The organism is Algoriphagus aquimarinus (assembly GCF_900112005.1).
GTDB classification, from domain to species: domain Bacteria; phylum Bacteroidota; class Bacteroidia; order Cytophagales; family Cyclobacteriaceae; genus Algoriphagus; species Algoriphagus aquimarinus.
This window is the reverse complement of record NZ_FOKK01000005.1, coordinates 40,455-61,388: the sequence shown is the minus strand read 5'-3', so window position 1 is coordinate 61,388 and position 20,934 is coordinate 40,455. Positions and strand designations below refer to the sequence as shown.

Annotated in this window: 18 protein-coding genes, 1 pseudogene and 1 riboswitch; of the genes and pseudogenes, 9 read left to right on the top strand and 10 right to left on the bottom strand. The window is 41.6% G+C overall.

Annotated elements, in window-relative coordinates; translation table 11 throughout:
• Window positions 1-42 precede the first annotated feature (42 nt).
• Genes BM291_RS07910 through BM291_RS07900 form a run of 3 tightly spaced genes read left to right on the top strand, consistent with a single transcriptional unit; the run spans window position 43 to window position 5,761 of the window.
• On the top strand, window positions 43-1,131 hold the full coding sequence (locus BM291_RS07910) for an efflux RND transporter periplasmic adaptor subunit (RefSeq protein WP_092896088.1): 1,089 nt from the start codon (window positions 43-45) through the stop codon (window positions 1,129-1,131).
• Between the two features lie 30 nt (window positions 1,132-1,161).
• The gene (locus BM291_RS07905) at window positions 1,162-4,329 is read left to right on the top strand and encodes an efflux RND transporter permease subunit (protein WP_092896086.1); all 3,168 of its coding nucleotides are present in this window, start codon (window positions 1,162-1,164) and stop codon (window positions 4,327-4,329) included.
• Window positions 4,322-5,761 (top strand): TolC family protein, encoded by a 1,440-nt coding sequence (locus tag BM291_RS07900; RefSeq protein ID WP_092896084.1) that lies wholly within the window; start codon window positions 4,322-4,324, stop codon window positions 5,759-5,761. The genes BM291_RS07905 and BM291_RS07900 overlap by 8 nt, the downstream gene beginning before the upstream one ends.
• Before the next feature lie 88 nt (window positions 5,762-5,849).
• Here the strand turns inward: BM291_RS07900 and BM291_RS07895 are convergent, their stop codons facing one another.
• Entirely contained in the window at window positions 5,850-6,962 is a 1,113-nt protein-coding gene (locus BM291_RS07895; protein ID WP_092896082.1) for a Fic family protein, read from the bottom strand.
• Between the two features lie 498 nt (window positions 6,963-7,460).
• Window positions 7,461-7,842 (bottom strand): annotated as a pseudogene (locus BM291_RS07890) (ATP-binding cassette domain-containing protein); the annotation flags it as partial.
• 124 nt (window positions 7,843-7,966) lie between these two features.
• On the opposite strand from BM291_RS07890, the gene BM291_RS07885 reads away from it, so the two are divergent.
• Window positions 7,967-8,368: a hypothetical protein gene (locus tag BM291_RS07885; protein WP_139229062.1), complete on the top strand. Its 402-nt coding sequence runs from the start codon at window positions 7,967-7,969 to the stop codon at window positions 8,366-8,368.
• 15 nt (window positions 8,369-8,383) lie between these two features.
• On the opposite strand, the gene BM291_RS07880 is transcribed toward BM291_RS07885, so the two are convergent.
• Both BM291_RS07880 and BM291_RS07875 read right to left on the bottom strand, forming a co-directional pair.
• Window positions 8,384-9,079 (bottom strand): ABC transporter ATP-binding protein, encoded by a 696-nt coding sequence (locus BM291_RS07880; protein ID WP_092896078.1) that lies wholly within the window; start codon window positions 9,077-9,079, stop codon window positions 8,384-8,386.
• Window positions 9,076-10,560: a DUF5687 family protein gene (locus tag BM291_RS07875; protein ID WP_092896076.1), complete on the bottom strand. Its 1,485-nt coding sequence runs from the start codon at window positions 10,558-10,560 to the stop codon at window positions 9,076-9,078. The genes BM291_RS07880 and BM291_RS07875 overlap by 4 nt, the downstream gene beginning before the upstream one ends.
• 157 nt (window positions 10,561-10,717) lie before the next feature.
• Between BM291_RS07875 and BM291_RS07870 the strand changes: the two genes are divergently transcribed.
• On the top strand, window positions 10,718-10,957 hold the full coding sequence (locus tag BM291_RS07870) for a hypothetical protein (RefSeq protein ID WP_092896074.1): 240 nt from the start codon (window positions 10,718-10,720) through the stop codon (window positions 10,955-10,957).
• Complete coding sequence (locus BM291_RS07865; RefSeq protein WP_092896072.1) at window positions 10,944-11,282, top strand: type II toxin-antitoxin system PemK/MazF family toxin; 339 nt, start codon at window positions 10,944-10,946, stop codon at window positions 11,280-11,282. Before BM291_RS07870 ends, BM291_RS07865 begins: the two co-directional genes overlap by 14 nt.
• A gap of 113 nt (window positions 11,283-11,395) precedes the next feature.
• Here the strand turns inward: BM291_RS07865 and BM291_RS07860 are convergent, their stop codons facing one another.
• Genes BM291_RS07860 through BM291_RS07850 form a run of 3 tightly spaced genes read right to left on the bottom strand, consistent with a single transcriptional unit; the run spans window position 11,396 to window position 14,495 of the window.
• Window positions 11,396-12,358 carry an ABC transporter ATP-binding protein gene (locus BM291_RS07860; RefSeq protein ID WP_092896070.1) on the bottom strand — a complete coding sequence of 321 codons (963 nt, stop codon included), beginning with the start codon at window positions 12,356-12,358 and terminating at the stop codon, window positions 11,396-11,398.
• Between the two features lie 3 nt (window positions 12,359-12,361).
• Complete coding sequence (locus BM291_RS07855) at window positions 12,362-13,393, bottom strand: iron ABC transporter permease (protein ID WP_092896068.1); 1,032 nt, start codon at window positions 13,391-13,393, stop codon at window positions 12,362-12,364.
• Complete coding sequence (locus BM291_RS07850) at window positions 13,380-14,495, bottom strand: ABC transporter substrate-binding protein (RefSeq protein WP_092896066.1); 1,116 nt, start codon at window positions 14,493-14,495, stop codon at window positions 13,380-13,382. Before BM291_RS07850 ends, BM291_RS07855 begins: the two co-directional genes overlap by 14 nt.
• A 144-nt stretch (window positions 14,496-14,639) precedes the next feature.
• A riboswitch (cobalamin riboswitch) is annotated at window positions 14,640-14,854 on the top strand.
• Between the two features lie 112 nt (window positions 14,855-14,966).
• Here BM291_RS07850 and BM291_RS07845 point away from each other — a divergent pair.
• Complete coding sequence (locus tag BM291_RS07845; RefSeq protein WP_092896064.1) at window positions 14,967-16,826, top strand: TonB-dependent receptor; 1,860 nt, start codon at window positions 14,967-14,969, stop codon at window positions 16,824-16,826.
• Between the two features lie 86 nt (window positions 16,827-16,912).
• Complete coding sequence (locus BM291_RS07840) at window positions 16,913-17,962, top strand: YncE family protein (RefSeq protein ID WP_092896062.1); 1,050 nt, start codon at window positions 16,913-16,915, stop codon at window positions 17,960-17,962.
• A 248-nt stretch (window positions 17,963-18,210) separates the two neighbouring features.
• On the opposite strand, the gene BM291_RS07835 is transcribed toward BM291_RS07840, so the two are convergent.
• Genes BM291_RS07835 through BM291_RS07825 form a run of 3 tightly spaced genes read right to left on the bottom strand, consistent with a single transcriptional unit; the run spans window position 18,211 to window position 20,350 of the window.
• Window positions 18,211-18,948: a DUF3298 and DUF4163 domain-containing protein gene (locus BM291_RS07835; RefSeq protein ID WP_092896060.1), complete on the bottom strand. Its 738-nt coding sequence runs from the start codon at window positions 18,946-18,948 to the stop codon at window positions 18,211-18,213.
• Between the two features lie 2 nt (window positions 18,949-18,950).
• The gene (gene meaB / locus BM291_RS07830; RefSeq protein ID WP_092896058.1) at window positions 18,951-19,946 is read right to left on the bottom strand and encodes a methylmalonyl Co-A mutase-associated GTPase MeaB; all 996 of its coding nucleotides are present in this window, start codon (window positions 19,944-19,946) and stop codon (window positions 18,951-18,953) included.
• Complete coding sequence (locus tag BM291_RS07825; RefSeq protein WP_092896056.1) at window positions 19,943-20,350, bottom strand: hypothetical protein; 408 nt, start codon at window positions 20,348-20,350, stop codon at window positions 19,943-19,945. The genes meaB and BM291_RS07825 overlap by 4 nt, the downstream gene beginning before the upstream one ends.
• Window positions 20,351-20,402: 52 nt before the next feature.
• On the opposite strand from BM291_RS07825, the gene BM291_RS07820 reads away from it, so the two are divergent.
• Window positions 20,403-20,933 (top strand): CopD family protein, encoded by a 531-nt coding sequence (locus BM291_RS07820; protein ID WP_092896054.1) that lies wholly within the window; start codon window positions 20,403-20,405, stop codon window positions 20,931-20,933.
• Window position 20,934: the final 1 nt, after the last annotated feature.

Genomic DNA, 20,934 nt, shown 5'->3' with positions numbered 1-20,934 from the left:
CCAAAATCACCTGGAAAAAGTCTCGTTTTTAAAAATCAACCTATGAAAAATCGAATTTTCATGCTCTTGAGCCTGTGCGGCTCATTGTGGATTGCTAGTTGTAACTCACATGGAGAAGAGCATAAGGAAAGTGAAACCACCTTTCTGGTCACTAGCCCTTTGACAATGGACACATTAATCACCAAAGATTATGTCTCCCAAATTCATTCCATCCAACATATTGAGCTTCGTGCTCAGGAAAGAGGATATCTGCAGAAGATCTATGTAGATGAAGGCCAACTTGTAAGAAAAGGCCAGCTTTTGTTTAAAATCATGCCTAAGCTTTACGAGGCAGAACAGCAAAGTGCCAAAGCAGAAGTAGATTTTGCTGAGATCGAATATCAAAACACAAAAACGCTTGCTGACAGAAATATTGTGGCTCCTAACGAGCTAGCAATGGCTAAAGCAAAATTGGCTAAAGCAAGTGCTGAACTGGCATTAGCCGAAGTTCACTTACAGTTTACTGAGATCCGAGCTCCATTTGATGGGATTATCGGTCGGTTCCACGTAAGAGAAGGTAGTTTGCTTGACGAAGGGGAATTGCTTTCTGAATTTTCAGACAACAGCAAAATGTGGGTTTACTACAACGTTCCTGAAGCAGAATACTTAGAATACAAAGCTGAAGTGGCGAGTAATGACGATGTAATTGTCCACCTCTTAATGGCAAACAATAAATATTTCGCCTACCAGGGAGTCGTAGAGACTATCTTATCTGATTTCAATAATGAAACTGGTAACATCGCCTTTAGAGCTACTTTCCCAAACCCTGATGGTCTATTAAGACACGGGGAAACGGGGAATATTGAAATGAGAATTCCGCTTAAGGATGCCTTATTGATCCCTCAAAAAGCAACGTTCGAAGTACTTGACAAAAAGTACGTCTATGTAGTGGATGAAGAAAATAAAATTCGCTCAAGAGAAATCACCATCGCAGCAGAGATACCACACATTTTTGTGATTTCTGGAGGCCTAGAGAAGACCGACAAAATCCTTCTTGAAGGTCTTCGTCTAGTAAGAGAGAATGAGGAGATTCATTATGAATTCGTCCAGCCTCATACAGCATTGTCTCAGTTAGACTTATATGCAGAGTAGTCCATTCTCTCATAAAAACCAGAAGCAATAATGTTTAGCACATTCATAAAAAGACCAGTCCTCGCGATTGTCATTTCGATCATTATCGTATTTATAGGCTCGTTATCTATTAACCAGCTGCCTATATCTCAGTTCCCTCCGATTGCCCCTACTACAGTAAGTATTTTCATAGCCTATCCCGGATCAAGTGCAGATGTACTTGTGAAGTCCACTTTGATTACGTTGGAAAACGCCATCAATGGTGTGCAGGACATGAGATACATGGCAACGGATGCTACCTCTGCGGGTGAAGCCACGATTAATATCATCTTCGAACCCGGCACGGATCCCAATCAGGCAGTAATTCGTGTCAAGACAAGGGTGGATCAGGTGATGCCACTCCTCCCAGAGCTTGTACAGCGTGAAGGTGTAGTTATTACACCTATACAACCTAGTATGTTGATGTATGTCAACCTGTATTCAACTAGCGAAAGCATGGATGAAAAATTCCTATATAACTACGCTAACGTGAATATGATCCCTGAAATCAACCGGATCAAAGGGGTAGCACGATCTCAAATATTAGGTAGCCGTACTTACGCCATGCGTGTTTGGTTAAATCCTGATCGTATGCGTGCATACAATATCTCAGTAGATGAGGTGATGGAGGCCATGAAAGAGCAGAGTATTGTAGGCCGTCCAGGTAGAATAGGCCAAAGCTCTGGTATAGAAGCACAATCTCTAGAATATGTATTGACCTATAAAGGGCGATTCAGTAAGGCAGAGGAATATGACAACATTATTATCCGTGCAAATGCTGAAGGTGAAAGTATTCACTTAAAGGATATTGCCAAGACAGAATTGGGAAGTGAATTCTTTGATATTTACTCCAATCTGGACGGTAAGCCATCTGCTGCAATTGTATTGAAGCAAAACTATGGTAGTAATGCAAGTGACGTAATTGCGGAAGTAAAAGCGGAGCTGGAAATAATGAAAGCTTCTTTCCCTCCGGGAATGGATTACAATATCAGTTATGATGTTTCCCGATTCTTGGATGCATCTACCGAGCAGGTGATCCATACACTACGGGACGCTTTCATCTTGGTAGCCTTAGTTGTGTTTATCTTCTTAGGGGATTGGCGATCAACTTTGATCCCAATTATAGCAGTTCCGGTTTCTCTAATTGGAGCATTCTTCGTCCTTCAGATGTTTGGCCTCTCTATCAACATCATAACACTATTTGCCTTAGTTCTTGCTATTGGTATTGTGGTCGATGATGCGATTGTGGTAGTGGAAGCAGTTCACGCCAAGATGGAGGAAATGCCTCACCTGACACCGTATCAAGCGGTAAAAAGAGTACTTGGTGAGATTTCTGGTGCTATCATCGCAATCACTGCAGTAATGGTATCTGTATTCTTACCGATCTCATTTATGAGTGGACCGGTAGGTACATTCTACCGTCAGTTCTCTATCACCATGGCTAGTTCGATTGTGATCTCAGCAATCATTGCCTTGACTCTGACACCGGTGCTTTGTGCTATGTTATTGAAAAATAACCATGGAAAAGAGAAGAAGAGAAATATTCTAACGAAGGCTCTAGATGGCTTCAACAGCGGTTTTGATAAGCTCACAGGAAAGTATGTAAGCCTACTTAGATCTATGGTAAGTAGAAAATGGCTCACCTTCGGAATTCTTTTACTTTTCGGAGCCGGTATTGTATTCGAAAACCAAATACTACCTGCTGGATTTATCCCAAGTGAAGATCAGGGAACAATCTACGCCATTATCCAAACACCTCCAGGTTCTACGCTAGAGCGAACTAACCAGGTTTCTCAGAAGCTTCAGAAAATATGTGAAGAGATTGACGGAGTAGAATCTGTTTCCTCTTTGGCAGGATATGAAATTATGACAGAGGGTCGTGGTTCTAACGCAGGTACTTGTTTGATCAACTTGAAGCCTTGGGGCGATCGTAAGCACACCGTAAAAGAAATCATGGAAGAATTGGAAGAAGAATCCAGAGGCCTTGGAGCCGTAGTGGAATTCTTCGAACCACCAGCAATTCCAGGTTTCGGTTCATCAGGTGGTTTCTCCTTGAGATTACTGGACAAAACCACAACCACTGATTATCAGGATTTTGACAAGATCAACAAGAAATTCATGGATGATCTCGGTGCGCGTAAAGAGTTATCAGGCCTTTTCACCTTCTTCGCCGCCAATTACCCTCAGTATGAGCTGGAAATTGACAACGATAAGGCGATGCAAAAAGGAGTTTCTATAGGAACAGCAATGGAAAACCTGAACATTCTTATCGGTAGTACTTATGAGCAGGGTTTCATTCGATTTGGTAGATTCTTCAAAGTTTATGTGCAGTCAGACCCTGCATTTAGAAGACTCCCTTCTGATGTCCTGAATCTATTTGTGAAAAACGAAGCGGGAGAAATGGTTCCTTATTCAGCTTTCATGACGATGAAGAAAACTCAGGGACCGAATGAGGTTACTCGTTTCAACATGTACAATTCAGCATCTATCCGTGGTCTTCCAGCAGAGGGATTTACCACCGCTGATGCTATTCAGGCGATTAGAGAGGTATCTGCCCAAACATTGCCTAAGGGCTATGACATTGCGTGGGAAGGCTTATCATACGATGAATCAAATAGAGGTAATGAAGCGCTTTATGTATTCCTCATAGTATTGGTATTCGTGTATTTCGTACTCGCTGCGCAATATGAAAGCTTTATCATTCCTCTTGCGGTAGTATTCTCGCTTCCGGCAGGGGTATTCGGATCTTTCTTCTTATTGAAAATGATGGGGCTCGACAATGATATCTATGCTCAGATCGGACTTATCATGCTCGTCGGACTATTAGGTAAAAACGCCGTACTGATTGTGGAATTTGCGGTACAAAAGCGTCAGGAAGGATTAAGTATCCTAGAAGCAGCCATTGAAGGCGCGCGAGTTCGTTTCCGACCTATCTTGATGACATCCTTTGCATTTATCGCAGGTTTGATTCCATTGATTATCGCATCAGGTGCAGGAGCAATCGGTAACCAAACCATTGGTGCTTCAGCTCTTGGAGGCATGCTATTCGGAACCATTTTCGGGGTGATCATTGTCCCAGGCTTGTACTACATATTCGGTAGTATGGCTGATGGCCGTCACCTGATTAAGAATGAAGATGAAACTCCATTATCCGAACAAAAACACCACTCACATGCTTAAGAGAATCATATATATATGCTTAGGAGCGACGGCTATCACACTAGCAGTGTCTGGTTGCAAAACTCCTGAGCTAATACAAAAAAACGTAAATGACGCAGTACCTGAGAGCTATTCTAATAGCTCTCAGGATTCTACAAATACAGCGGCAAACGTAGTATGGATGGATTATTTTTCCGATCCATACTTGAAAGCTCTGATTGACACTGCCTTGAGCAACAATCAGGAGTTGAATATTACATTACAGGAAATTCAGATAGCCCAAAATGAAGTAAGAGTCCGCAAAGGTGAGATTCTTCCTTCTGTTGGTCTGGGAGCTGGAGCTGGAGTAGACAAAGTAGGTAGATATACCAGTCAAGGCGCGAATGATGCAAATACTGACATCAAGCCAGGTAAAGAAATGCCTGACCCGCTGCAAGACTACATGCTGGGAGCCTACGCTACTTGGGAAGTCGATATTTGGCACAAGCTGCGTAATGCTAAAAAATCTGCAATGACCAGGTATTTGGCCAGTGTAGAAGGCAAAAACTTCATGGTAACCAATCTGATTTCAGAGATCGCCAATTCCTATTATGAGCTGCTGGCTCTTGACAATCAACTTGACATCGTCAAGCAGAACATTGAGATTCAAAACAATGCTTACGAGATAGTGAAATACCAAAAGCAAGCTGCACGAGTTACCGAATTGGCAGTACGCAGATTTGAAGCTCAGGTACTGAACACTAAGAGTCTTCAATTTGGCATACAGCAGGATATCATAGAAATCGAGAACAGAATCAACTTTCTTGTAGGTAGATTCCCACAGAAGGTAGAAAGGGATGCAAATGCATTTGGAGAACTAATTCCAGAAACAATCCATGCAGGTATTCCTTCTCAATTATTGGCAAACAGACCTGATATCAGACAAGCTGAGCTAGAGTTAGCGGCTTCTAAGATTGACATCAATGTAGCCAAAGCTGACTTCTACCCTTCCTTGGAGATCAAAGCAGGTCTTGGTTATAATGCTTTTAACCCAAGCTACATATTCACTTCTCCTCAGTCGCTGATCTATTCACTTACCGGTGAACTGGTAGCTCCTCTGATTAATAGAAATGCGATAAAAGCGAGGTATTTGATGGCTAACGCTAAGCAGATTCAGGCAATTTACAACTATGAGCAAACCATCTTAAACGCTTATATAGAAGTAGCAAATCAGCTATCCAACATCAGCAATTTGGAAAAAACCTATGACTTGAAGTCCCAGGAAGTACAAGCCCTTACTCAATCAGTTGACATTTCTACTGAGCTCTTCAATTCAGCAAGAGCAGATTATATGGAAGTTCTATTGACACAAAGAGATGCACTGGAATCTAGATTCGACTTGATTGAAACTAAGATGAAACAAATGAATGCCAAAGTAAATATTTACCAAGCCCTTGGTGGCGGTTGGAAATAGAATTGGTTGATTAAAGGTTGAACGTCTATCCATTTAATGGTATGGATAGCATTTTCGAAAGTCCCTCTGAGCGTTTGGAGGGACTTTTTTAATCCCCTAAAATTCTGACAAGCTCTTCATTTACGTAGTACACCTCCTTACCATCCTTCTTAGGAAAGAGAATTTTCGCCTCCGCCAACTCTGAGAAATACTTAGTCAAAGTTGTTCTGGAACTCACTCCCATCAGCTCACCAAGTGTTTTTGACTTGAGATAAGGTTGTGAAAAAATCAGCTCGTTGACCTCTTTCGAATACCACTTGATTTTTGATTTACCATGGGCTAAAGTAGCTTCCATCTGCACGATGATTTCATGGATCAAGTCCTCTGTCAATTTGGACGTTTTCTCCACCGCTTCCAGCATAAATAAGATCCAAGACTTCCAGTCTCCTCGCTGAGTCACTGCGCCAAGATGATAATAGTAGTCTTCCTTGTGGACAATGATATACTTGGATAGATACAGCACTGGAAGATCCAGAAGCCTTTTATTGACCAAGTAAAGCTGATTCAATATTCTGCCAGTTCTCCCATTTCCATCTGCAAATGGGAGAATCGCTTCAAATTGATAATGGGAAATACACATTTTCAACAGCGGATCAGTAGGGAAATCTGTGTCGTTCCCGAGATATTCCGTCCAATTATCCATTAAATCCTGAAGTATCTTCTCTCCTCTCGGTGGTGTATAAACTGTCTCCCCTGATCGAAACTCACTATTTCCTCTCTTGATAATCGTTTGTGTAGCAGGAGATCTAATGCCTGCATTCGTGTTTTTCACTTCTCTAAATACACCCAAGATCACTTCTTGATTGATCCTAGACTTGTCTTTCATCGTTGCATATCCTTCCCAAAGTGCCTCTCTATATCGTAGTACTTCCTTTGTCGCCGAGTCCGCTCTTTCTTCCTGAATTAAGTCAGAAACAGCCTTATACAACTCCTCTTCTGTCGTGAAAATATTCTCAATAGCAGTAGAACTTTTTGCTTCCTGCAACGCTATCGTATTCACCAGCATCGTTGGATTGGGCAAACGAAGTACACTCGCATTCACAGAGGCCAATGCCCTCGATGCAGTTACCAGTTTTTTCAGAACTGTAATATCCTCTTCCACTTCCTTGGACACGGGAAGGAATGGCAGGTCATTAAAGGGAATATTTTGGTCGTACGGCATAGAATACTTCGTTTATAACGTCCAAATTTACCAAATAAATGAACATGACATAAATAACATGTTCATATTATTTATTAATATGAACATGTTGCTATTATATGTCCAGAAAATAGGTACACAACTAGCACATATCCAATTTTTTAATAAAAATGGACATGTACTCAAGCCTTGTCCAGAAATAGTAGCTTTTCTTAGTATATGTTCACTTGACGAGCTAAAATGAACAGGTTTTTTAAACTGAGGAGCATAGTAGATCAGCAGGACCACTTGGCGTTAGACAGGCTCACTAGCCAAGGATTACATTGAGGGCACAATTTAATTAAGATGGCATCTCGACTGCGCTCGATAGACCATCCGACAGAAGTCTGCCAAAATCAGACTGGCTATAAAACCTATCCCCGTCCTTCTAAACCACACAAACCCGGTGGCCGAGAAATGTCGAGGCTCTTTATAGTTTAACCTTATTCCAACAAATAAAAAGATTTTCAGCTCGATAACTCAACCCGTAAAATAAGCATCCAGCTCAGCGAGCGTAGCTGGCCTATCTCTCAGATCATTGATAATCTTACCTTTTTCAAGCAGTACGATGCGGTCAAAAATCTCCGTGACATGATTCAGATCATGACTGGAAATCAAAAAAGTGACTTGAGACGCTTCTTTTACTTGAAGGATTAATTTCTTCAACCGTATCTGAGAACTGGGATCCAAATTCTCAAACGGCTCATCCAAAATATGCTCCGGTAGTTCTTTTCCATTCTTCAGTTTTGCTCACATCCCTGGAATCGATTACCACTTTTCCATGAGTAACACGAACAAGGTCGAGCATTATTCTAAACAAAGTTGTTTTACCGGCACCATTGTTCCCCACTAATCCGAAGCAACATCATCGGTATAATCATTAGAAACTGTGCGGCTCCACAAAAAGACCTCTCTAAATCAACGGAGAGTTTTTTTTGTTTTTACCACAATTCTTATTTCTTTGGTCAACAAATTCACCTTCCTCCATGCTCATCATTTTACGTGCAAACAAGCTTAATTCGAGTCATAGCATGGTGAAAATGCTACCTCTACTTTTTTTAGTTCTATTTGGCTGCAATATTATTCCGCCAGAACCGTCTGATTATACTGTGGAAGAGGTAAGCGTGATTGGAGGGCCTAATCAAAGTTTCCAAGACAGTGTTGGACTTTTGCTTGTGGTCAGAGGCCTCCCTCCCACCAACAAATGGGATATGATTTGGGAAGTCAATGGTCAAGTGGTGTTTACAGAGGAGGTAACCGGAAAGGCAGGAAGGATCTCATCTCTTCAGAAATTCAAAGGGAGTCAGCCAGGAGAATACATTTTTAAAGGTTGCATCTTATCCAAGACAATAAGGGTCTGTGACGATGTAACTTTTTTCCTACGGTGACTATTCCAAATCCATTTACCCAGTGAAATAAGCATCCAGCTCAGCGAGCATGGCCGATCTATCTCTCAAATCATTGATAATCTTACCTTTTTCCAATAAAACTATACGATCACAAATTTCCGTTACATGATTCAGATCATGACTGGAAATCAAAAAAGTAACTTGAGACGCTTCTTTTACTTGAAGAATCAATTTCTTCAATCGTATCTGAGAACTTGGATCCAAATTTTCAAACGGCTCATCCAAGAACACTACATCAGGATCCCCCATAAGTGCAGCGGCTATACCTACCTTCTTCAAATTACCTTTGGACAGATCTCGGATGTATTTCTTTTTCCCTACAATCTCATCGTTAAAGAACTCAGTAAACTTGCCAAGGTGAAGTTGCAAATCAGCTTCTGATAAACCATAAATTTTGCGTAGGGACTGGAAATACTCATCTGCCGTCAGGTAGGACAAGAGCATATGCTCATCCAGATAAGCTCCTGTCGTTCTCTTCCATTCTTCAGATTTACTTACATCCCTAGAATCGATTTCCACTTTTCCTTCGGTTGCTCGTACGAGATCAAGCATAATCCTGAACAGGGTTGTTTTTCCAGCTCCGTTATTCCCCACCAACCCAAAGCACTCAGATTTTGGGATTTCCAGTTTCTCCACATCTAGGACAACTGTTTCTTTATATTGTTTTTTCAGGTTAGTAACTTGAATCATAACTCTTGACGGAATGAAGATGAAATTTCGTATCGGTTTTTTAAAACCCTGTTAATATTAATAGTGGACAGCTTTTCGAAGAATAAAATCCCTACGATCCCTACCGTGCCAAGGGCTGCTAATCCTGCATAGAAATTGAAAAGGAGCGCAAAAGGCAAGTAAACCAGATAAGGAGCCACCATCATCGGTATAATCATTAGAAACTGTGCTGCTCCTACCCCTTCGTAGTTGAACATTGCTCCCTTGTTGAGATCCATAGGTTTTGGCTTCCAAAGAGCCAAATAGATAATCAGGTGAATCATTACACCTGCATTAAACAGGAAAGTAGCTAAATGAATCAATAAGAATGACCAGCCAAAATAGACGTATGGAATTGACAGCAAAAAGCACAACAAAGAGATAGACAACAACAGTAAGTACTTCCCTCTTACTAAATTCTTTATTCCATCTTTTCGTCCAAGGAAGAAATCAAAATAGCCGGAATTCCAGCTTAGGAACAGCTGCCCATACTGAATCATAAATATGCCTGTGATGAATATCCCAACAAAAATAAAAATGTTCCGCATTGGCCCGGACTGATAAGCTGGGTTATCATAGAAAATCGTCCCATACAACAAAAACAATGCACTTAGCATAAGGAAGGTTCTACTTTTTTTGTGGCGAATAATCAGCTTCCACTCCAAATTTGCCAACTCCCCTGCCATTCCAAACTTGGAAAAGAAGCCAACCGATTGATTAACAAATCGAACCTCTTCTTCCTCTGCCAAATCTTCCAGGTAGGCGTTATTTAGATAATAGGAGAATGCCATATAATAGCCCAAACTACACATGACAAACATGATTGCCACTGGAATAAAGCTAGTCATAGCAAAATTGAAGAATGGAGCGACTAGTTCACCCAAATTAAACCAACCCATATAGGTAGATCCTCCACCCAAAAGGAGAACAATGAGCACAATAACTACTCCGATCAGGCTATCTTCAAAGCGCTGCTTGAACCACAGCATAAACCAATGCAAAGTCCAGCTGATAAACAGGATAGTTCCTAACCAGAAAATTGAACCGGAAACTCCATATTGAATGGAGATCTCGGTGAATGCAAAAGGAGTGAAAAGGATTAAAGCGATGATGCTTAACGGGGAGAAAAAGGACCTTCCTAGTAGCATGTGCATTATTTTCCTCTTGGAAATAGGCAGATGCAATAGACTTTCTAGCTCTATAACAGGCAGTTTCTGCAGAAAATACCTATACATAAATTCTACTAAAAAGAAGAAAATCAAACCTGAATTCAGTACTTGAATAGGGTCTTGTCCTTCAGCAAGTTGCTCTATAATTCTGGTCAGAAATAAGCCCGCAACCAACAAATACCCCAAAAGCATAACAGCCAGAAAACCAAGGAAAATGGCAACCATCACGCTTTTTGCAAAGGCCGTGGATCGGAAACTTTTCAGAAATTCCAATCGGATCAATTCAAATAACATACAATCTCAAAAGTAAGTAGGGTCTAATTTCAACTCAAAATATAGGGAAAGCTACAGGATTTTTCGCTTAAGAATCCATAAATATGGATTGAATCTACACGAAATCATATGAACCTTTTAGATTTAGTATATATTTAAAGTATATACTCACGGGACAATGAAAACACTCTCTTTAAAACTAGACAAAGATATCTTTGAGGAAACAGAAGAGATTCTTAAGGACAAAAAAGTAGCTCGAAACCGCTACATCAATCAGGCGCTTGAATTTTACAACAAGTTTCAAAAGCGGAAGAAATTAAGTGCTGCATTTGCCGAAGCCTCAAACTTGGCCAAAGAAAGCTCATCAGAAATTCTCGCTGAATTTGATGCTTTAATCGAAGAAGATGAAGCAGTTTGAGCTCTGGCTAGCAAATCTAAATCCCTCAAAAGGAACTGAGCCCGGCAAGATTCGGCCAGTTGTGATTATACAAACTAACCTTCTCAATCAAGTTGACCATCCTTCTACGCTTGTTTGCCCACTCACCACTCAGCTTACGCCAAAGAAAAATATTCTTCGAGTCCGCATCTCTCAAGGAAATTATGGACTAGAAAAAGACTCTGAGATTCTTATCGATCAAATCAAGGCTTTGGACAATCGAAGGTTTTTGGAAAAGCTTGGCGAGTTAGGGCAAAAGGAAATTGCTGAGCTTAGAAGTAAAGTGAAGGCGATTTTGGATCTGTAATTTTAAAATGGAAAGGAATTTCTACGCTAACCTTTGAGGTCTTTTTTTGACCTCGAAGGTTTTATCAAAAGTTTAATAAACTAAAACCTTCGAGGTTTTCTAAACCTCAAAGGTCACAAAGCCAAGATAAAATCCTCCAAACTCAAGAATTCCTTTCCTGCGTAATTAACCAAAAATGGATCTTTGCTAACTTCAATCGGTTCTGGTAACTCTTTAATCCCAGCTTTTTCAAGAGCTTTTGAGACCCATGCAGTATATTCACCTGGCCCTGAAACATCAAATTTCAAACTTCCAATCTTAGATTCTATCCTTCCCTTCTCCACACTAAATCTAAAATTCTCTCCCGGCAATAATTGATTGATTTGACCAGTAATTACCAGATCCTCTGGCAAACCTGATATCAATGGCGTTCCACAATTCAGCAACCAGAATCGATCTGCTGTTTCCAGAGCAATCTCCAAATCATGAGTTACCACAAGGATTGACTTCCCTTGACTTTTGGAGATTTCCCGAAGCAAGTGCATGATTTCATAGCGATTCACAAGGTCCAAATGTGCAGTAGGCTCATCCAACACCATTACCTTCCCGTCCTGTGCTAGCGCACGAGCGATCAAAGCTTTTTGTCGCTGTCCATCGCTTATTTCAGAAAGGCGCTCATCGCGCAAGTATTCTATTTTCGTAGCAGAAAGCGCATTTTGAATTACTTCCCGATCAGTTTCCTCCAGCTTCCCAGTCCAACTTGTATGTGGAATTCTACCCATCGCTACCAATTGCCCCACAGTCATATTTCCTGGTAAAAATGGCTCAGTCAACACAACCGAAAGTTCTTTGGCCAACATTTCACTTGAGTAAGATGAAATAGGTTTTCCTCTAAGCAAAACCTCTCCGGTAAAAGGCTTCAACTGTCCCAAAACAGCCTTTACCAAGGTTGATTTGCCCACACCATTTGGCCCAAGCAAACAGCACATTTCTCTCTCAAAAAGCTCAAAATCCAATCCGCTCAGAATCTCCTTCTGAACTTTGCCTTTGCTGTAACCTATGGTTAGGTCTTTACCGATTATTGATGCTTTTCCCATAGCCTAGAATTCTTTGCTGAAGTTTTTGCGAAGCACCAAACTGATCACTATCGGAGCACCAACGAGTGAAGTCACCGCATTAATAGGCAAGGTCTGAGCTGAACCAGGTAGCTGACCAACTGCATCACATAGGAGCAACAAACTCGCTCCTATCAGAGCCGTTGCGGGAAAGAGGATTCGATGATCCGAAGTTTTCCAGACCATCCTAGCCAAATGCGGCACGGCAATTCCAATAAAAGCTATCGGCCCACAAAAGGCAGTGATACTCCCAGCTAACAAACCTGTGCTTAGAATCATCAGCCAACGCAAGCGATCAGGATTGATCCCCATACTTTTCGCATAGCTTTCTCCTAAAAGCATTCCATTATAAGATTTGACGGAGGCGATCACGGGAATGATCCCAATAGAAATCACCAGCCCTAGCACCCAAACCTGATCCCAAACCAAGCCTCCCAAACTGCCCATAGACCAAATGGTAAAAAGCTTTAATGCTTCGGCCCCTGAAAAGTAGGAAAGGACAGAAATAACCGCCGATACGGCCGAGCCAAACATCAATCCAACGATCAAAAGCGTCATGCTATCCTTAACTTTCCAAGCCGCCAAACTCACCGTAAGCAAAACTAAACTTGCGCCCAAAGTTCCGGCGATGGCAATTGCCCAAGGGTTGATCGCTCCTCCAAAAGTGGACAATCCAAACGCTGAACCGGCCAACATCAATATCGCCACTCCCAATCCAGCACCTGAACTAATTCCTAGTACAAATGGCCCTGCAAGTGGGTTCCTAAAAAATGTCTGCATCTGAAGTCCGCTGATACTTAGTCCTATTCCTGCTAAAATTGCAACCAGCGCTTTTGGAAATCTATAGTTCAGAATAATCTGTTCACGAGACGCTTTTGTCCAATCACCTGTGAAAATCCCTGACAGAATTTCACCAGGAGAAATAGACACAGAACCTAGACTGAGATTGAGCAGAAAGCTCAAAACCAGTAGAATCCCTGCGGCCGAAAGAAGAAGAATTGAACTACTTTTTTTCATCGAGTTGTTGATAAAAATACAACTCATATGCTGGAAGTAAGTCGGGATGAAGGATTTTGATCAGATCTTTTAGAATCAAATCCGGACGCATATAGCCCAACTCAAAGTATTCCAATCCTCCAGCTCTACCGCGCTTCTGAGTATAAGAGTATACATTCCCAGATTTGAAAGCCTTAAAAGTCTTATATCTAGGCTCTGCATTTCCCATGGTTTGCAAATCAGGAAAATCAGCAGAACCAATCCAAAAATCAGCCTCCAAAGCATTTTCAAGCACAAATTCATAATTCAACTGGGCACTTCCAGTCCCTATTTGATCTTCGAAAATATAATTTCCTCCAGCATTTTGAAGGATTTTTGCTCCCCAGCTTTCACTTCCCGGTGCATACCAAATGTCCTGATAAAGCACTCCACTTAGTACCGTTGGACGAAGGGAATCGATGATTGCCTCACTCAATTTCTCCGCTTCCAAATAGTCCTTTTCCACTTGCTCAAAAGCAAGGTTAGCTTCCTCGTATTTCCCTAAAAGCACGCCCGTAAACTTGATCCACTCAGCTCTTCCGAGTGGATGCTGCTCCACATATTCGCCGTTGATTACTGCTGGAATCTCGGCTTGCGCCAGCAAATCCAAGTACTTCAGATCATCTCCCAGCGTAGAAATCATGATCCAATCAGGCGCTAAATCAATGACCATTTCTGTATTTGCCGAAGGCCCAGCTCCCAAATCCTCCACCTTTCCAGCATCAATTTGCTTCCAAGTTTTGTCCGAAGAAATCAAATTGAGATTGGGAAAACCACTTAACTTTTCATTGGCATTTAGCATGTCCAAATGTGGGATATGCGTGGTCGAAGTCATAATGATTTTCTCTACTGGAAGCTGAATAATTGCATCGAAATTCCCTGCTGGTTTTTTAGCATTTTCTTCCAAAATCAAATACTTAAAAACTCTATCCGCTCCTGACCAAGCCTGAGTCACTTCCAACTCCCAAAAATCATTTCCCCGAGAAATAGTAAATCCAGAAGCATAGCTCAAGGCTACTTTTTCGAGTTCCTGTGCATCATCACTTTTCTTTTCATTACATCCTGAAAAAGAAAATGTTAACATCAGAAAAACTGAAGTAATAAAGAGGCTGAATCGAAGGTTTTTCACAGAATTTCTTAGAGATATTGAAAGCCAAAATAAGCGCGGGTTTTCGCCACTTCCAAAATTTGTCCATAAACAGATTTTTTTTCTAAGCTTTCCCGATCTACTTTTGCAGCCGAAATAGGTTCCCAATCTCGTACCAGAGCTCTTGGGATTAAAAGGGAATTTGGTGTAAAACCAAAGCTGTCCCCGCAACTGTAAGCCGAGCGGATTTTTCCGCAAATAATTTGTCAAAAATGCCATTGTTCCGAAACGAATTCGGAATGAGAAGGCGGCAAATTAAGGTGAGCCAGGAGACCTACCTATTTCCAGTGATTCTGTGCTTTCGGAGGAAAGGCTACGAAGAATGTACCAGAACCGATAAATCGGCTCCGATCCCTTCTTCCTATTTCTCTTCAAGCCCGAATCGAATTTAAACTAATTCGATCAGGGATGTTTTTGTTTTTGTGGGTTTACACTTTTGTCGGCTTTTATCCGGTCAGCCAGGATACAATTCCCTTGGCGGAAGTGGAAGTGTATGCGCCAGCTTTGGATCGATTTGCCCAAGGGCAAAAAGTGATCAGCTGGAAAAAAGCAGAGTTGACAGATTTCCAAGGCCGTTCACTTGGAGACATCCTACAAGAGCAATCTCCAGTTTTCGTCAGGCAATACGGGGCTGGAATGATCGCATCTCCATCTTTTCGTGGCACATCTGCTGGGCATACAGCAGTTTTTTGGAATGGCCTTCCGATCAATAGCCCATCGCTTGGGCAAAGTGATTTATCTATTCTGCCTATTTCCGCTATCGAAGAAGTAAGCTTACAGTTTGGAAATGCAGGTGCACTATTCGGAAATGAAGCCATCGGTGGCTCGATCCATTTGGGCACAAATACTGAGTTTGGAAAAGGACTTCAAGCAGGCATTTCTCAGCAGATCGGAAGTTTCGGCCTGGTCAACACCAACCTATTTGCAGGTTTCTCCTCGAAAAATTTCAGTAGCAACACCAAAGTCTACCGTGAGTTTTCTAAGAACAATTTCCCATACAAAGACCTCGGGCAAATCGGCACGCCGGAAATAAAAGAAGATCATGCGCAGTTCGAGCAGATCGGAGTTGTTCATAATTTGGCTTGGAACCTCAATTCCAGCAATCAGATAAAAACTGCCTTGTGGTGGAATAAAACCAATCGGGATGTTCAGCCTGTGATGGGTTCAAACACAAACGATGCTCAGGAAGATCAATCTTTTCGAGCGGTCCTTGACTTCTTCCATTTTGAAGAAAAGTCAGTTTGGAATCTGAAAACAGGGTTTGTGAAAAACGAGCAGCTTTTCAATGCTAGCCAAAACAACAGCACGCAATACTTCCTCGCTGGTGATTGGGATCAGGAGATTTCTGACAAATGGACCTCAAAACTAGGTGCTAGATACACGCTGACGAAAGGAGATCTAAGCACTTACAAAGCTGATGATGAACGAATCGAATTGTATCATAGCACTAAATTTTCAGCCACAGAGAATCTGTCATTTGCTCTAAACCTTCGCCAGTTAGTATACTCCGGCACTTTTGCTCCATTCACTCCAAACCTAGGAATGGACTGGAACTTTTGGAACACAAATTCTCAATCCTTGCAACTCAAAACTTCCCTTGGAAAAGGCTTCAAAGTCCCAACGCTGAATGATCGATATTGGAATCCAGGCGGCAATCCAGACTTACTTCCTGAAGAAAGTCTGAGTGGAGAAGCAGGCTTAACTTGGAGTAAAAAAGGAAACCTGAATTGGACTCAAGGCTTGACTTATTACAAAATGTCGGTGGACAACTGGATCCTTTGGCTACCAAAAGGAAGCTTTTGGACTCCAGAAAACATCAAGAAAGTCAGCAATCAAGGCATAGAATATCTAGGGAGTTTGGATGGAGCTGTTGGAACTTGGAATTGGGAGCTGACCACATCCTATACTTACTCCAAAGCTATTACAACGCAAGGCACGGACGAGAATGATAAGTCCATAGGAAAGCAACTACCCTATACTCCGCAGCACCAAGCCAATGCGAAGGTGCAAGTGAAGAAATCAGGATTCACCAGCTCGATCGGAACATTCTTCGTGGGAGAAAGATCCGTCACTGCCGACAATCCTCGTATGATGCCCTCATTTCAGCTATTCAACTTTGGATTAGGCTACGACCAACTTAGGCTTGGCAAGCTTCACTTTCCTCTAAGTTTTCAAATCAACAATGTTCTCAACACAGACTATCAAGTGCTCTATTTGAGAGCTATGCCTGGAAGATCCTATCAATTTAACTTATCCATACTATTATGAAATCGAGCATGACACAGTCAGCAAACACTGTTGAATATTAACCATGCGTGATTCCATATGGCCTTTAAAAAACAAATTATAATCATATGAAATTAAACCAACTACTCGGGGCTTTAGCCCTTATCTCTGCATCCTTTGCCTGTTCTGACAATGGTGAGGAAAAACCTTTAGGCAAATACAACAACGGTATTTTGATCATGAACGAAGGTAACTTTGGCACTAATGATGGCGAAGTCTATCACTTAAATCCAAATACGGAGGAGCTCCTTCCTAATATTTTCGAAACTGAGAATCTTAGACCTTTCGCAGGTTTATTGGAAGACATGGTGTTTGAGGCAGACAGATTGTATCTGGTAGCAAACACTGGAAAAGTAGAAATAGTGAATCCTGCTGATTTCAAAAGTTCAGGAGCTGTTTCTGCTGAATTGGATCAACCAAGATCTTTGGCTGTGAACGGAAGCAAGCTTTTCATCTCTGATTACGGCCCTTATGACGCCAGTTATGCTACGCCAGATTCTTATGTAGCTGTGGTAAATGGTCTTGATGGAGGTGTGGTTTCTAAGAAAATCGAGGTTTCTAACAAGCCGGAAGATCTTTTCTCCTATGGGAATTACATCCTCGTAGCGGGTTCTGAGGAAAACAAAATCGAAATCATCGACGCAACTCAGGAGACTGTGACAAAAACGCTCCAATTAGAGGCTTCTCCTCGTCAGTTCTATGCTGAAGACGGGATTCTTTGGGTATATGCCGTGGGAGCAGATGAGGTCATTTTCTACACTGTAAACCTTAGTAGTCTTACTTTAGGAAATACTTATTCAGTTCCTGTAGCAAATGCTACGAGCAGAATTGCATTCGACGGGGACGACGAAATGTATATTTTGACTAGCTCGGGATGGCCAAATTATAATGATGCGGTAGTTAGTATTGATATTGAAGGTAACACCGCTACTGCCACTGAATTGATGACTGGATCAGGCTTCTACGGAATTGGATTTGACGACAACTTAAATCAAGTGTATGTCGCTAATTCAAATGGTTTTCAGGGTAACGGAACGGTAACTGTTCTTTCTGAAACAGGTTCAGTAATCAGAAGTTTCGAAGTAGGAAGAGGCCCTTCTGGCTTCTTGGTTTACTAAGATTGGAAAATTTTAAAATTGAAAAATTTGAAGATTAATGACACCTAGTGTTAATCAATTTACTTCAAATTCTATTTATTCAAAAGCCGTTGGGATTGATTTCTCAACGGCTTTTGGGCTTAATATCAAAAACTCTCCAAAATTACATTCCATAAAAAGACGGTGTTTTATAGATTGTATTCCATAAAAAGACGGCTTTTTGTGGATTACGATCCATAAAAGTCACCTAAAGCTCACCCAAGTATCACTTATTTCCACCTCACGATCCCCCTCAAATCCTGCAGCTCAAATTCCAGCTCAGTGTATCCCATCACATAAGGCCCAATCTCGTAGGGTATATAGGTCAAATGAAATTTCTCGTCTTCATATCCCATCGCATTTGGGAGAAAAAAACCTGTTTCTGGCAAAAAGAATCCAGCTTCCTCCAATGACTTTCCTTCTTCTGCCCCATGATGTTTTCGGAATGCCTTTTCGGCAATTTCCAGCATCTTTTTTTCATCCAAAACCACTCGATCAATACTGAGATACTCCCCTGATTGGGCATCAAAGTTCATGTAGTAAACACTGGAATTCGGATGTGCTCCTCCAGAGAAATTGAATTCTGTAAACTTAAAACTCAACGTACTATCAGACTCATAAGTCTTCTCTACGTTCACCTCAATGGACCAACCACCAGGAGCATCTGGGAAATCAGATTTAAATTCCTCGTAAGAATTCAAATAATCATTGGCGGCAGAATCTAGGTTGTCGTAGGTTTTATCCTGCTGAAAGTATGCTAACAATTGAAGCCCTATTTCCTCATTAATTAAGGAAGCTGCTGGTACATTTTCAGCTACTGGCCAACTAACTTTAACTTCGGCGCAATTGTCATCAACGCACCTTTCAGAAGTAAAGGTTTTGGTACTGAAGCTAAGTTGGGCCTCAATTTGCTCTGACTTGCTGCACGCGAAACATAAAATAGAAGCTAAAATGACTATGTATTTCATTTTTAATTTTTGGTTGGATTAAAAAATGTAGTAATCAAATCCCTCGCCAGAGATAAAGGACTAAGCTCACCACTTTCAACTCGCTGACGATTTTGTTGAAGTATTTCCTGCACTCGCTGATGCTCCAGAAAGAATTTCCCCAACAGAAACTGTAGGTTCTCATCCAGCCAATTGAGTCTTTGCGAAGCACGATTTGAAGCCCAAAACCCCGACGCTTGCATCTGGAGATTGTATTTCTGAATCATGCCCCAAACTTCGCTCAACCCTTCCTTGGTCGTTGAAGAAGCGGTCATAACTGGAGTTGACCAGTTATTTTGTCCTAGTGGAAAAATATGCAGGGCATTTTGATAAGCTGACTTTGCCTTCTTAGCATTGATTTGATTTTCGCCATCAGCCTTGTGAATCACTAGGCCATCGGCCATTTCCATAATACCTTTTTTGATTCCCTGCAATTCGTCTCCAGCTCCAGCCAGCATTAGCAAAAGAAAGAAATCCACCATGCTTTTCACAGCAGTTTCAGATTGTCCCACTCCCACTGTCTCAATCAAAATCACATCAAAACCTGCTGCTTCGCAAAGTAGCATCGCTTCTCTAGTCTTAGACGTCACCCCTCCCAAGGTTGTACCTGTTGGACTAGGACGGATAAAAGCCCGCTTATCTCCCGCCAACTTTTCCATGCGTGTTTTATCACCAAGGATACTGCCTTTGCTTTTTTGACTGGAAGGATCTACAGCTAAAACCGCAACCGACTTCCCTTGGTCTACAAGTAGCTGACCGAAAGCTTCTATAAATGTGCTTTTCCCAACTCCAGGAACTCCGGTGATTCCAATCCTGATTGAATTCCCTGTATAGGGCAAAACCTCTTGCACTAAGTCAGAGGCCAGATTCAAGTCACTTTCCAATGAACTTTCAGCAAGCGTGATTGCCTGACTGAGCTTCGTTCTATCGCCAGAAAGAACTCCTTCTTTGTATTCCTGCAGCGTGAAACGTTTTCTCATTTTGCGTAGCCATCAGTAAAACTCACATCTCCCATAGGACTCTTTTGATAGGTAGCGATCACAGAAGTATGTAAACTTTGTATGAAATAGGGGTCAGTCGGAGATAAACTGATCTCCTGATTCACTTCTTTGGTGAAAAAGAAAACCACCGTTCTACCATATTTAGTATGCGGCATAGCATCTCCGTACTCCCTCATCCAATCCTTAGAAGGATCCAATGCAGCTACAGCATAAACTCGAACAACTGGCCCGGTATTATTCTCATTTCTAAAGGTTGACAACTCCTTGTACTTCCCTTCAAATCGCTCGATTCCGGGCTGTGAAAGAGAATCCATGGAAATATAAACTACAAGTCCAGCCACTATTAGGGCGATAATCCAGAAAATGATTTTAGAGGTTTTCAAAAACTAGTGTGGTTATAAAGATAAGGCCTTAATTTAGCCCAAAATTCCGAGAATGACTTTCGAGTACCTAAAAGCACTTCACATCATTTTTGTAGTCACCTGGTTTGCAGGGCTATTTTATATCGTTCGATTATTCATCTATCAGACTGAAGCAATGGAACGCCCTGAGGCGGAGCAAAAAATACTCAAGCCACAATTAGACATGATGGCTTCACGTCTCTGGTACATCATCACTTGGCCTTCTGCTGTACTGACGTTGATCTTCGGCACTTTGGTTTTGAGTCAGCGCATGGGCTATTTGGAAATGGGCTTTATGCACGCCAAACTTGCATTCGTATTCCTTCTCTATTGCTACCACGGCTGGTGTCACAAACTTTTCAAAGAACTGCAGGCTGGACGAACTCGATGGACATCCACACAGTTGAGGATATGGAATGAAGCATCCACACTCCTGCTATTCGCCATTGTTTTTCTGATTGTATTGAAAAGCACCTTGAGTATGGTTTGGGGTTTGGCAGGGCTGATCACACTTGGAGTGACCCTGATGCTCGCTATCAGACTTTACAAAAAATTTAGAAATTAAC

Coding starts and splice junctions, on each gene's coding strand:
- BM291_RS07835 (WP_092896060.1), bottom strand. CDS start 18,948: ATGAAATACATAGTCATTTTAGCTTCTATTTTATGTTTCGCGTGCAGC.
- BM291_RS07865 (WP_092896072.1), top strand. CDS start 10,944: ATGAAGCAGTTTGAGCTCTGGCTAGCAAATCTAAATCCCTCAAAAGGA.
- BM291_RS07860 (WP_092896070.1), bottom strand. CDS start 12,358: ATGGGAAAAGCATCAATAATCGGTAAAGACCTAACCATAGGTTACAGC.
- BM291_RS07840 (WP_092896062.1), top strand. CDS start 16,913: ATGAAATTAAACCAACTACTCGGGGCTTTAGCCCTTATCTCTGCATCC.
- BM291_RS07870 (WP_092896074.1), top strand. CDS start 10,718: ATGAAAACACTCTCTTTAAAACTAGACAAAGATATCTTTGAGGAAACA.
- BM291_RS07905 (WP_092896086.1), top strand. CDS start 1,162: ATGTTTAGCACATTCATAAAAAGACCAGTCCTCGCGATTGTCATTTCG.
- BM291_RS07910 (WP_092896088.1), top strand. CDS start 43: ATGAAAAATCGAATTTTCATGCTCTTGAGCCTGTGCGGCTCATTGTGG.
- BM291_RS07820 (WP_092896054.1), top strand. CDS start 20,403: ATGACTTTCGAGTACCTAAAAGCACTTCACATCATTTTTGTAGTCACC.
- BM291_RS07885 (WP_139229062.1), top strand. CDS start 7,967: ATGCTCATCATTTTACGTGCAAACAAGCTTAATTCGAGTCATAGCATG.
- BM291_RS07895 (WP_092896082.1), bottom strand. CDS start 6,962: ATGCCGTACGACCAAAATATTCCCTTTAATGACCTGCCATTCCTTCCC.
- BM291_RS07900 (WP_092896084.1), top strand. CDS start 4,322: ATGCTTAAGAGAATCATATATATATGCTTAGGAGCGACGGCTATCACA.
- BM291_RS07855 (WP_092896068.1), bottom strand. CDS start 13,393: ATGAAAAAAAGTAGTTCAATTCTTCTTCTTTCGGCCGCAGGGATTCTA.
- BM291_RS07880 (WP_092896078.1), bottom strand. CDS start 9,079: ATGATTCAAGTTACTAACCTGAAAAAACAATATAAAGAAACAGTTGTC.
- BM291_RS07875 (WP_092896076.1), bottom strand. CDS start 10,560: ATGTTATTTGAATTGATCCGATTGGAATTTCTGAAAAGTTTCCGATCC.
- meaB (WP_092896058.1), bottom strand. CDS start 19,946: ATGAGAAAACGTTTCACGCTGCAGGAATACAAAGAAGGAGTTCTTTCT.
- BM291_RS07845 (WP_092896064.1), top strand. CDS start 14,967: ATGTTTTTGTTTTTGTGGGTTTACACTTTTGTCGGCTTTTATCCGGTC.
- BM291_RS07850 (WP_092896066.1), bottom strand. CDS start 14,495: ATGTTAACATTTTCTTTTTCAGGATGTAATGAAAAGAAAAGTGATGAT.